General features: G+C 69.8%; 6 protein-coding genes. 4 read left to right on the top strand and 2 right to left on the bottom strand.

Translation table 11 applies throughout. From position 1 onward, the window contains the following. Positions 1 to 2: 2 nt before the first annotated feature. Together JJ691_RS32580 and JJ691_RS32575 are read right to left on the bottom strand one after the other, a co-directional pair. A complete protein-coding gene (locus JJ691_RS32580) occupies positions 3 to 1274 on the bottom strand; it encodes an MFS transporter (protein WP_211763415.1) in 1272 nt (423 codons plus the stop codon). After that, a complete protein-coding gene (locus JJ691_RS32575) occupies positions 1268 to 2362 on the bottom strand; it encodes a PLP-dependent cysteine synthase family protein (RefSeq protein ID WP_249227160.1) in 1095 nt (364 codons plus the stop codon). The genes JJ691_RS32580 and JJ691_RS32575 overlap by 7 nt, the downstream gene beginning before the upstream one ends. 256 nt (positions 2363 to 2618) lie before the next feature. On the opposite strand from JJ691_RS32575, the gene JJ691_RS32570 reads away from it, so the two are divergent. From JJ691_RS32570 to JJ691_RS32555, 4 genes are all read left to right on the top strand, one after another. Beyond that, positions 2619 to 6467 (top strand): nSTAND1 domain-containing NTPase, encoded by a 3849-nt coding sequence (locus JJ691_RS32570; protein ID WP_211763413.1) that lies wholly within the window; start codon positions 2619 to 2621, stop codon positions 6465 to 6467. 157 nt (positions 6468 to 6624) lie between these two features. Continuing rightward, positions 6625 to 9165 carry a Pls/PosA family non-ribosomal peptide synthetase gene (locus JJ691_RS32565; protein ID WP_249227159.1) on the top strand — a complete coding sequence of 847 codons (2541 nt, stop codon included), beginning with the start codon at positions 6625 to 6627 and terminating at the stop codon, positions 9163 to 9165. Between the two features lie 34 nt (positions 9166 to 9199). Continuing rightward, positions 9200 to 11665 carry a non-ribosomal peptide synthetase gene (locus JJ691_RS32560; protein WP_249227158.1) on the top strand — a complete coding sequence of 822 codons (2466 nt, stop codon included), beginning with the start codon at positions 9200 to 9202 and terminating at the stop codon, positions 11663 to 11665. Between the two features lie 189 nt (positions 11666 to 11854). Next, positions 11855 to 12862 carry a TauD/TfdA family dioxygenase gene (locus tag JJ691_RS32555; protein ID WP_211763411.1) on the top strand — a complete coding sequence of 336 codons (1008 nt, stop codon included), beginning with the start codon at positions 11855 to 11857 and terminating at the stop codon, positions 12860 to 12862. Positions 12863 to 12897: the final 35 nt, after the last annotated feature.

Raw genomic sequence — 12897 nt, 5'->3', positions numbered from 1 at the left:
TGTCACGAGCGGTTTCGAGACGGAAACGCCGTGCGGGCGCGCACTACGCCGATCAGGACCGTGCCGGCGAGCCCGTGACCGACGAGCAACAGCCAGGGCAGCCACGGCATGCCCAGCCGGACGCCCAGATCGGCGACCTGACCGACAGCGATGCTGCCGATCGCGGCGGCGATCCCGGCGGCCATGGTGTAGCCGCCGAGGTACGTGCCGGTCAGCGCGCTACGTCCGAATGCCGGAACGAGATCCAGGACGAACGGCTGCGCCACGACAACGCCGAGCGTCAGCACGATCGTCGCCACCACCACCGGGGAGATGGCCGGCAGGGACAGCAGCACAGCCGCCATCCCGCCGTCGTGCGGGCCGGCGGCGGTCGGCTGCACGGAGCCGGTGACCGCGAGCGGCGCGAAGGCCAGGCCGCACAACGCGAGTCCGACGCCGATGGCCGTTGTCGGCTCCCAGTGCCGCCGGCACCAGTTGGTGACCCGGACCTGGAGGCCAAGGGTGACGAGGGTGGAGGCGAGGAACAGCAGCGCGACCGTGCTGGCCACGCCGGACAGACGACTGGCCTCCAGCGGCAGTGTCAGGTAGAGCTGGCTGTACAGCACGAACATGCCGGATGTGGCGCAGATGAAGAGCAGGAAGCGCCGATCGGCGCACAGTTCCCGCCAATCCGCCAGCACCGACTGCACTGCCGGCCGCGGTGCGCGAGCGGGCAGCACGACAAGCTGAGCCATGGTCAGCAACGCGAAGACAGCCGCCGCCGTGATCGCCACGACGGGAAACGCCACGCCGAGCAGCACGCCGCCCAGCAGCGGGCCGAGCAGCGCTCCGGCCTCGCTGGCCACGTTGAGCAACGCGAAGGCCCGCAGCCGCTGGTCACCGGACTCGTGCGCCAGGTATGCCCGCGCGGCCGGGCTGAACATCGCGCCCGCGACACCGGTCAGGAGTGTCGCGGCGAACAGCCCGGGCAGGCTGTCCAGGAACGCGAACGCCGCGAATCCGACTGTTCGCAGCGCACACCCGACGATGATCACCGGTCGGCAGCCGAGGCGATCCGCCGCCGACCCACCGAACAGGGTGAGCCCCTGCTGGCTGAGACTGCGCGCGCCGAGAACCGCCCCGATGACGCCCGTCGACAGCTGCAGGTTCTCCCGTAGATGCGTGGCCAGATACGGAATCAGCAGATAGAAGCCGAGGTTGACACCGAACTGGTTGAGCAGCAACAACTGCGCGGTGCGGGACAGCGACCGGACGGATCGGATCGCGCTCAGCACCGTCTCACCTCGCCGTGCTCCGGCCGGGTGAGCGGATCCACCACACGTCGGCAGCGCGTCCAGGAGGTGACTTCGCGGGCCGACGGGTCGGGAATCTCGTCCGGCTGGGTGGCCGGCGGCGCGTCGAGCAGCCCGTGGCGCCGGCAGTAGTCGTCGTTGTAGACGGTGTCGAAGTAGCGCAGCGGGCCGTCCGGGAAGATCGCCACCACGCGCTGATCCGACGGCTGCGTACGGGCGATCCACCCCGCGACGAGGGCCACGGCGCCCACACTCCAGCCGCCACTGACGTACCGGGCCCTGGCCAACTGCCGGCACGACCACACCGCCTCGGCCGGCGCCACCCAATGGACCTCGTCGAAGCTGGCGTAGTCGACGTTGCGTGGATAGACACTCGACCCGAGACCGCGCATCAGGCGCTGCCAGGCGGGCTGACCGAAGATCGTGGATCCCACCGTGTCCACGCCGACCAGCCGCAGCTGCGGGAAGTACGTCCGAAGCACCCGAGTGACGCCGGCCGAGTGACCGCCCGTGCCGACCGAACACACCAGGACGTCGATCCAGCCGAGCTGTGCCACCAACTCCAACGCGAGGGGCGCGTAACCCGCGGCGTGGTCAGGATTGCCGTACTGGTCGGGATGGTACGCGCCCGGGCACGCAGCCAGCAGTTCCCGCACCCGGTCGCACCGAGCCTGCTGCCATCCCCCGACCGGACAGGGCTCGTGAACCATCTCCACCCGCACCCCCTGCGAACGGAGCATGCGCCGCACGATCGGCTCCATGCCGCGATCCGTCACGACAGTCACCGGGTGGCCGAAGGCGATTCCCGCCAATCCCAGGCCCAGACCGAAGGATCCGCTGCTCGACTCGACAATCATCGCGCCCGGGGCGAGTTCACCACGCTCACGCGCACGTGTGACCATGTGCAGGGCCGGTCGGTCCTTCATCCCACCGGGATTGGCCCCCTCCAGCTTCGCCCAGAATCCTCGACTCCCCGACGCGAACGGGGTGTCGATCCACAGCACCGGCGTGTTTCCCACTGTCGAAGCGAGATCCGCACACCTGCCCAAACGCCCCAGTAACCCGTTCAACGCCCGAAACCCGTGCTGGACAAGCACAAGCCCGCTTGTCCACCAGTGGACACTGTCATGAGCATGGCACACCCCTTCGGCATACGCACACGTAAGCTTCCCCGGCGGTGGATCTCCCTGGCGCCTGCCGCCGAGGTGGGATCACAACTGGATGCGCGTCAGCTTGTCTCGCACCAGCACGGAGTTTCCGTGAACGCGCCGACCGTGAGAAGAAGTTTCCCGTATCCCTGCCTGATGACTGTGGGGGATACAGGCCATGAACAGGGAAGACGGCTCAAGAAAGGCACAGGGCTTCGCGGCCGCGTTGCGGCGCCTGCGTCACGCGCAGGGACTCTCCCTGTCCCAGCTGTCCGGGCTCACCCATTACAGCCGGGGCTATCTGAGCAATGTGGAGAACGGCCACAAGCCGGCGACGCCGGACCTGGCCCGCCGGGTGGACGAGGTGCTGCAGGCCGACGGGGCACTGGCCGGTCTGGTGACGCCGGCCGAAGACGCCCCCGCGTGCCCGTATCCGGGGCTGGCGGCGTTCGGTCCCAAGGACGCCCGCTGGTTCTTCGGTCGGGCCCGCAGCACGGCGGCGTTGGTCAGCCGAGTCGCGGAGTGCGTCGACCGTGATCAGCCGCTGATCGTGTTCGGCGCGTCCGGGGTGGGCAAGTCCTCGCTGCTGTCCGCCGGACTGGTTCCCGCCCTGGCCGCCGGTTCCCTGCCGGCGGCGGGTTCGGCCGGCTGGCCGGTGCTGGTGATGACCCCGACCGCGCATCCGACGTACGCGCTGGCCGAGCACGCGGCCAAGCTGCTGGGGATCCCCGCCGAGAAGCTCCGTGACGAGATCCGCGCCGGGCGGTGGGGCGAGACGCTGCGGATGACGCTCGGGCCCGGCGGCGGCCGGCTCGTGCTGATCGTCGACCAGTTCGAGGAAGTCTTCACGCTCTGCGAGACGGACATCGAGCACCGGGCGTTCCTCGGCGCGCTGGCCGACGCGTCCCGTCCCGGTGACCTCGGTCAGGGCGCGGCCGCACTGGTGGTGCTCGGCGTCCGCGCCGACTTCTACAGCCATTGCCTGGCCCACCCCGAGTTGCTCGGCGCGGTCCAGAACAACCAGTTCGCCGTCACCGCGATGAGCCGAGGGGAACTCATCGAGGCGGTCACCGGCCCGGCCCGAGCCGCCAAGCTCGATCTCGAACCCGGGCTGGTCGAGATACTGCTGCGCGATCTCGGCATCGAGCACGGCGCCGACCAGGAACACGCCACCTACGAATCGCGTGTCCTGCCGTTGCTTTCCCATGCGCTGCTCGCCACCTGGCAGCAACGGGAGGGCACTCGCCTGACGGTGGCCGGCTACCAACTCACCGGTGGCATCCACGGCGCGGTCGCCACCACCGCCGAACGCGTCTACACCAGCCTGGACGTGACCGCCCGGCGGGAAGCCCGCCAGTTGCTGCTACGTCTGGTGCGCATCGGCGAGGACAGCGAGCACAGCGGCCGCCGCGTCGAACGTGACCGGCTGGTGGGCCAGTCGTCCAACCAGGCCGCGTCCGCCGTCGCCATGGAGGCGCTCGTCGCGGCCCGGCTGCTCACCCTGGACCGCGACTTCGTGGAGATCACCCATGAAGCCCTGTTGCGAGCCTGGCCGAGACTACGCGGCTGGATCGACAACGACCGCGCCTGGCTGCTCAGCCGGCAACGGCTCATCGACGCCGCCGAGGCCTGGGACCGCGAAGGCCGGCACCCGGCCACTCTCTACCGGGGCCCGCGCCTCGCCACCGTGCGCGAACAGGTGCAGGAGGCCGGCTCCGGCGGCGGTGTGACCCCACTGGCTCGCCAGTTCCTCGACGCCTCGATCCAGCTGGAACAGGACGAGCAGCAGTGCGCCCGCCACCACACCCGCCGCCTGCACCGACTCGTCGTCGGTCTCACCGTCCTGTCCGTTCTCGCGGCCGCGGCGACGATGTACGCGGTACGTGCCCGGGGAGACGCCATCGAGCAACGGAATCTGGCCATCTCCGGCAAGGTGGCCAGCGAGGCAACCGGCCTGCGGGCGGCCAATCCCGCTCTCGCGGGGCAGCTCAGCCTCGCCGCCTACCGCCTCACGCCCACGGTGGAGACCACGAGCAGCCTGCTGAGTTCCTGGGCCGCGCCACGGGCCACGGTCGTGACGAGCCGCGCGGATCTCACGGACGCGCTCGCGCTGAGCCCGGATGGCCGAACGCTCACCACGGCCACCCGAAGTGGCTTCAGCCTGTGGGATCTCAGTGATTCGCGGCAGCCGAGCCCGCTGGCCGCGACGACGATCGGGTCACGAGGGGCCGACGACCTCGTCGGCTCGGTGGCGTTCAGCCCGACCGGAAATGTCCTGGCCACCGGCAGCACGGACGGGACGGTTCGGCTGTGGGACGTGGCGAACCGGCACGAACCGCGCGACCTCAGCACCATTCCCGACCACACGGATGCCATGGGATCGCTGGCTTTCGCGCCGACCGGCGCCGTCCTGGCGACCGTGGGTGACGACGGCGAAGTCCAGCTGTGGGATCTCAGCGATCCGCAACAGCCCAGGCCCGCGGGCCGGACGAGCGGACATTCCGCGGCCCGAGCGCTCGTGTTCAGCCCACGGGGCGACACGATGGCGACCGTGGGCGACGACCGGACGGTGCGGCTGTGGGACGTGGCGGACCGGTCAGTCCCTCGGTTGCTCAACTCCCTGCCCGGGGGCGGAGACCTCGCCGCCCAGTTCAGTTCGGACGGACGCCTGCTGGTCACCGCCGGCGAGGACCGCACCGTCCGGCTCTGGGATGTGGCGGATCCCCATCGGGCGAGCATCGCCGCCACCCTGCCGGGATCCGATGGCTCGGTGGACGCCGTGGCGTTGAGCGGGGACGGGCACATGCTCGCCACCGCCGGCGACGATCGCACGATCCGGCTGTGGGATGTGACCAACCCTTACCAACCTGGTTCCGTCGCGGTGCTGACCGGCCACACCGGCGCGATCACGTCACTGGTGTTCAGCCATGACGGAAGCGCCCTGGTCTCGGCCAGCGCCGACAACACAGCCCGGCTGTGGGAAGTCACCGGCCCCTCCCTCGCCGACCACGCGGGCGCCGTCTACGCCGTCGCGTTCAGCCCGATCGGCCGGATGCTGGCCACCACCGGGGACGATCGCACGCTACGCCTGCGGGACGTCACGGATTCCCGTCGGCCGAGCCTGTTGTCCGCGACCCCGACCGGCCACACCGACACGGTTCGCTCGATGGCGTTCAGTCCCAACGGTCGGCTGCTGGCCACCGCGAGCTGGGACAAGACCGTCCGCCTGTGGAACGTGGCCGATCCACGCCGACCGACCTGGTCGGCGACCGTGTCCGGGCACGAAGGCAGGATCCGCTGGGTGGCGTTCAGCCCGGACGGCCAGACTCTGGCCACCGCGAGCGACGACCACACCGTCCAGCTCTGGGACGTCAGAAACCCGCACGCGCCCGCGCCGTTGAGCACCCTGAAAGGGCACACCGAAACCGTTCGCGTCGTGGCGTTCAGTCCCAACGGTCGGCTGCTGGCCACCGCGAGCTGGGACAAGACCGCTCGCCTGTGGGACGTCTCGAACCCCCGGAAACCGGTTCTCGTCGGCACGATCGGCGACGTCGACCAACCGGTGCGAACGATCGTGTTCGCACCGAGCGGTGACGTGGTCGCCACGGCCACCTGGGACGGCGTGATCCGGCTCTGGGACGTCACCGAGCCGCAGCGGCCCAGAGCCCTCTCGTCCTTGACCGGACACAGCGGCATGGTCTTCGGCGTGGCCTTCAGCCCGGACGGCGACACCCTCGCCTCGACCGGCGTCGACGGGACCGTCCGGCTGTGGGATGTCACCGACCCCGAGCAGCCCAGCGCGTCGGCGGTCCTGCTGCCCGAACACCTCGCGGCCGTTTTCGCCGTGGCGTTCAGTCCGGACGGCCACACGCTGGCCACAGTCGCCCACGACCACACGACCCGCCTGTGGGAAACCGATGCCGACCGGGTGGCCGCGCACGTCTGCGACGTCATCCGGAAGCCCATCTCGAAAGACGAGTGGGACCGCTACTTCGGCGACACCCCCTACAACCCGCCCTGCGGGTAGGTGGCACGGCCGGCCCCGTCCGTGCCGGCCACAACCTCGGAACCCGTACCGATGTAGGTAACTTCGAGGATGTTCCGCCAGGCGGCTCGGCGCACGCTTGTCTCGTTCCTTTCCGAGCATTGCGCGAATCTGCCGACTTCTGGTTCAGGGAGCTCACGTGGCGGGCAAGTCTGTCGAGACCGTGACGGCCGATCTGGCCGAACCTCCAACCACCCGGTGCGGGACCGAGGCGATCCTCGCTGAGGTGCTGGCCGACGTCGTGCGCGTCGAGCGGGTGCCGGTCGACGGCCACTTCTTCGACGACCTGGGCGCCGACTCGATGGTGATGGCCCATTTCTGCGCCCGGGTCAGGAAGCGGTCGGACCTGCCGTCGGTGTCGATGAAGGACGTCTACCAACACCCCACGATCGCCAGCCTGGCCGCGGCGCTCGTATCGCAGGGCGACCCGGCCGTCGAGCCGGCCCAGGCGTCCAACGAGGCGGCGCCGCCGGCGAGCACGCGGCAGTACGTCCTCTGCGGAACGCTGCAGGTTCTGCTTCTGCTCGGGTACGTCTATCTCGTCGCGCTCGCTTTCGAGCAAGCCGTCGAGTGGATTGCCGCGAGCGGGAACCTGCTCGACGGCTACCTGCGCACGGTGCTGGTCGGGGGCGTGACCTTCCTCAGCGCGTGCACCCTGCCGATCGCGCTGAAATGGGTGCTCATCGGTCGGTGGAAGCGCCAACGGATCCGCGTCTGGAGCCTGGCCTACGTCCGGTTCTGGCTGGTCAAGACGCTGGTCACGGTGAACCCGCTGGTCCTGTTCGCCGGTTCGCCGCTCTATGTGCTCTACCTGAGGGCACTGGGTGCGCGGATCGGTCGTGGCGTCGTGATCCTCTCCCGGCATGCGCCCGTGTGCACCGACCTGCTTTCCATCGGCGACGGCACGATCATCCGCAAGGACACCTACCTCACCGGCTACCGAGCCCGCGCCGGCTGGATCCAGACGGGCGCGGTCACCGTCGGGCGGGACGCGTTCGTCGGCGAGAAGGCGGTGCTCGACATCGAGACCTCGATCGGCGACGGGGCCCAGCTCGGTCATGTCTCCTCGCTCCACACGGGACAGAGCGTGCCCCACGGCGAACGCTGGCACGGCTCGCCCGCGCAGCCGACCGAGGCGGACTACCGAGGTGTCGAACCGGCCGCCTGCGGCATCGCCAGAAGGGCCGGCTACAGCGTCGTGCAGCTGGCGAGTGCGCTGTTGCTGTACCTGCCGTTGATGCTGGGCGCCACGGACTGGCTGTTCGACGCGGTCCCGGGGCTCACGGCACTGTCCGACTCCGATGAGCCGGCCTTCACGAGTTGGACGTTCGTCGGTGTCGCGCTGGTGGCTTCCCTGGTGCTGTTCTTCGGGTCCGTACTCCTCGGCCTCCTCGTCGTGACCACCCTGCCCCGCCTGCTCAACCTCCTTATCAAGCCGGACAAGGTCTATCGCCTGTACGGACTCCGCTACGCGGCCCACCGGGGGATCACGGGCCTGACCAACAGGAAGTTCTTCGTCGAGCTCCTCGGTGACAGCTCCTACATCGTCGGCTACCTGCGCTGCCTCGGGTATCGCCTCGCGCCCGTCGTGCAGACCGGAGCGAACTTCGGCAAGCAGGTGAAGCACGACACCCCCTACCTGGTCTCCGTCGGCAGTGGCACGGTGATCGCCGACGGGCTGTCGATCGCCAATGCCGACTACTCCAGCACTTCGTTCCGCGTGTCCGCGGCCTCGATCGGCCAGCACAACTTCCTCGGCAACGACATCGTCTATCCCGCGCGGGGACGGACGGGCGACAACTGCCTGCTCGCGACCAAGGTCCTGGTCCCGATCGACGGGGAGATCCGGGAGGATGTCGGGCTCCTGGGATCGCCCAGCTTCGAGATCCCGCGCACGGTCGAGCGAGACATCAGGTTCCACCACATGGCGAGCGGGGACGAGTTGCCCCGCCGGCTGGCGGCCAAGAACACGCACAACGCCATCACCATCGCGTGGTTCCTGCTGTCGCGGTGGGGCTATGCCTTCGTGGTCACCCTGATCGGTTTCTGGGCCTCGGGCCTGCGAGGCTCGTGGGGCGCTTCGGCGATCGCGTTGTTCGCCGTCCTCTCCCTGCTGTTCGGCGTGGTCTACTTCGCGCTGGTCGAACGCGCCGCCACGGGATTCCGGGGCACCCAGCCGTCGTACTGCTCGATCTACCAGCTCGACTGCTGGCGGCGGGAGCGTTTCCTCAAGATGAGCGGGCACGTGCACATGGCACTCAACGGAACCCCGCTCAAGAACGTGGCTTGGCGACTGCTGGGGGTCCGGCTCGGCAGAAGGCTCTTCGACGACGGCTGCACCATGGCGGAGAAGGACATGGTGACGATCGGCGACGACTGCATGCTCAACGCGGGAAGCTCGATCCAGTGCCACTCATTGGAGGACTTCGCCTTCAAGGCCGACCGCATCACGATTGGTTCCGGCTGCACCGTCGGGGTCGGCGCCCTGGTCCACTACGGCGTGACGATGGGCGACGGCGCGGTGCTCGCCCCCGACTCCTTCCTCATGAAGGGCGAGGAAGTCCCTCCGCACGCCCGGTGGGGCGGGAACCCGGCGCGCGAGATGCCCGACACCGCGGCAGATTCGCAGCTCCGCCGGGGTGACGACCACGGCGTCGCCGCTCTGATCGGCGACAAGTAGCACCGGGACGACCAAGGAGCGGAGGAGAATGCCGATGAACACGTCAGCGGAGTTCTGGCGTGGTGTGCTCAGTGCCGGCGGATTCACCGCGATCCCGCGGTGGACCCTAGACCCGGTGCCGGGCATTGCCGAGCACTGCTCGACAATCCCCGACCAACTCGTGACGGCGTTGTACGGGCTGGCGGACGGGTGGGCGGTGTCGCTGGGCTCGGTGCTGCTGGCGGCGCACGCCAAGGTGCTCGCCGCGCTGACCGGCGAGCGCGAGGTCGCGACCGGCTGGGTGCCCGCGGTGGGTGGACGGCCGCTGCCCTGCCGGCCGACGACCGAGCCCGACTCGTGGCGGGCCATGGTGCGGGACGCCCATCGCGTCACGTGGGAACTGCTGCCGCACAAGGACTTTCCGATCGACGAGCTCGGCCGCGAGTTGGGCCTGACCGGGCCGCCGTTCGAGGTGGTGTTCGATCCGGCCGGCATCGGCGGTGACCTCGCGCCGGACACCGTGCTGTGGGTGGGATTTTCGTGGCACAACGGTCAACTCGAACTGCGGCTGCGGTACCGGACCGACGTGCTCGACGCCGACTGTGCCGCCAGGATCGCCGGCTACCACCGCCGCGCGCTCGCGCTGATCGCCGCCGATCCGGACGCCGAGCACCGCCGGCAGAGCCTGCTTTCCGACGAAGAACTGCGCTGCCAGCTCGAAGGGCTTGCCGGATCTCGCCGAGAGCTGCCGGACCGCCGGGTGCACGAGCTGTTCGAGGAGCGGGTGCGGACGCACCCGGATGCGATCGCGGCCGTGCACGGCGACCGGCAGTGGACCTACCGGGAGCTCAACGCCCGTGCCAACCAACTGGGACGGGCACTGCTGGTGCGAGGCCTGCGCCGCGAGGGCGTCGTCGCGGTGGTGACCGAGCGCAACCTGGACTGGATGGCCGCCGTCCTCGGGATCTTCAAGGCCGGCGGCGTGTACCTGCCCATCGAGCCGCACTTCCCGGCCGGTCGCATCGCGACCGCACTCTCCCTTGCCGAGTGCGGTCTCGTGCTGACCGAACGCGGCAGCACCACCACGCTCGACGCCGCCCTCGACACCATGTCGGGCGTTCGGGTGCTCCGCGTCGACACGGCCTACGCGGAGTACCACGCCGACGAGGACCTCGGCGTGACCGTCGCGCCGGACCAACTCGCGTACGTCCTGTTCACCTCGGGTTCCACCGGTACGCCCAAGGGGGCGATGTGCGAGCACGCGGGCATGCTCAACCACATCTACGCCAAGATCGCCGACCTGGAGCTCGGCGAGGGGGAGGTGGTCCCGCAGACCGGACCGCAGTGCTTCGACATCTCGGTGTGGCAACTGGTCGCCGCGCTCCTGGTCGGCGGCCGGACCCTGCTGGTCGAGCAGGAGGCCATCCTGGACGTCGAACGGTTCGTCGACACGATCGTCGACGGCCAGGCCGCGGTGCTCCAGGTCGTGCCGTCCTACCTGGACGTCGTCCTGTCCTATTTGGAGCGGCACCCGCGCGAACTGCCGGACCTGCACACCGTGTCGCCCACCGGTGACTTCCTGAAGAAGGAGCTCGTGCACCGCTGGTTCGCGGCCCAGCCGAAGATCAAGCTGGTCAACACCTACGGACTGACCGAGACCTCCGACGACGCCGTGCACGAGGTCATGGACCAGGCGCCGGACCGGGAACGGGTCCCGCTCGGCCGCCCCATCGACAACGTCCACGTCTACGTCGTCGACGAACACCTGGCACCGGTGCCGCTGGGCGCGCCCGGCGTGATCGCCTTCTCCGGAGTCTGCGTCGGCCGCGGCTACGTCAACGACCCCGAGCGCACCCGCGCGGTCTTCATGGCGGATCCGCATCGCGCGGGCGAGCGGCTCTGCCGCAGCGGCGACTACGGCCGCTGGCAGCCGGAGGGCAAGCTGGAATTCCTCGGCCGCCGGGACAACCAGGTCAAGATCTCCGGCTTCCGGATCGAGATCGGCGAGATCGAGAACGCCCTGTCACGGGCGCCCGGTGTCCGCGACGGCGCGGTGGTGGTCGCCGAGCGGGCGGACCGGAGCAAGCGCCTGGTGGCCTTCTACTCCGGCCGGCGGCCGCTGGAAACCGACGTCCTGCGTGACCGGCTGGCGCAGTCGCTGCCGGGCTACATGGTCCCCGCGGCCTTCCACTGGCGGGAAAAGCTGCCGCTGACCGGCAACGGCAAGATCGACAGGAGCACGCTGACCGCACTCGCCGGAGAACTCGACGGCCGTGACGGCGCCGAGCAGACCCACCAGGCGCCGTGCACGCCGACCGAGCGGCGGCTGGCGGCCGCATGGGCGAAGGTGCTCGGCGTCCGCGCCGACCAGATCGGCCGGCGGGACCACTTCTTCGACCGCGGCGGCACGTCGCTGTCGGCGGTGCGGCTGGCGATCGCCCTGGACCGCGCGGTGTCTCCCGCCGACCTCACCCGGCACCCGATCCTGGCTGATCTGGCCGGGCTACTGGATTCCCGGTGAATACCACCCCCCCGATTCCGCGAGGCCCCGCCGGTGCCTGGACTGTCGCCGGATTTCGGCCGCCGCCACCCGACGCGCCCCACCACTTTGCTGATGCGGCGGGCTAAAACCGGCTAAGGAAGGCACCGGCCCCGAAGGGGCCGAGCCCCGCGCGGAACGCGCGGCAAGAAACACTGAAAGGAACCAGAGATGTCGTCCTCATCCCCGCCAGTGTCGCTCCTCGATGTGGACCTGCGACCCGGCAAACCGCCGATACTGCGGGCGGAGGCCACCGGCGACGCGACGAGCTGGGTGGCCGAGCACCGGGATGCGGTGCGCGCCATCGTCACCGAGCACGGCTCGGTCCTGGTCCGCGGCCTGACGCTGCGTGACGAGGCGGAGGCGAACGCCGTCTTTCGCCGCCTGGCCACCGGCCTGATGACCGAACGGGAGTCCTTCGCGCCGAGGCGGGCCTACTCCGACGGCGTGTACTCGGCCTCGAAGTGGCCGCCGAACCAGCAGATGTGCATGCATCACGAACTGAGCTACCTGCTGGAATTCCCCGGCCTGATGCTGTTCGCGTGCCTGCAGGCGCCCGCCACCGGCGGCGCGACCGTGACGGCCGACTCGCCGACCGTGCTCGACGCGCTGCCCACGGAGTTGGCCGAGCGGTTCAGATGGGAGGGCTGGCTGCTCACCCGCAACTACAACGACGAGATCGGGGCGTCCTTGGCTCAGGCGTTCGGCACCGACGACCGGGCGGCCGTCGAGAAGTACTGCCGCGCCAACGCGATTGACTTCGAGTGGCAACCCGACGGTGGACTGCGCACCCGACAGCACCGCAGCGCCATCGTGCATCATCCGGTCACCGGCAGGCGTTGCTGGTTCAACCAGATCGCGTTCCTCAGCGAGTGGACGCTGGCCCCCGAGGTGCGGGAGTACCTGGTCGACGTCTACGGCGCCGACGCGCTGCCGTTCAACACCAGCTTCGGCAACGGCGACCCCATCGGCGAAGACGTCATACAGCTGCTCAACGAGGTCTACCAGGACGACACCGTGCGCGAGCCGTGGCAGGCCGGCGACCTGATGGTCGTCGACAACATCCGCACCGCGCACGGCCGGGAGCCCTTCGAGGGACCACGGGAAGTGCTCGTCGCGATGGCCGACGCGGTGCGCCTGGCGGACTGCTCGCCGACCGTGGCGGTGACCGCCGGATGACCAGCAGTGGGGCCACAGCTGCGGGGTCCAGGGCC

It is taken from the genome of Kutzneria sp. CA-103260, from assembly GCF_018263855.1.
Lineage (GTDB): Bacteria > Actinomycetota > Actinomycetes > Mycobacteriales > Pseudonocardiaceae > Kutzneria.
Note: the sequence above shows the minus strand (reverse complement) of the source record. Positions and strands in the feature narration are given on the sequence as shown.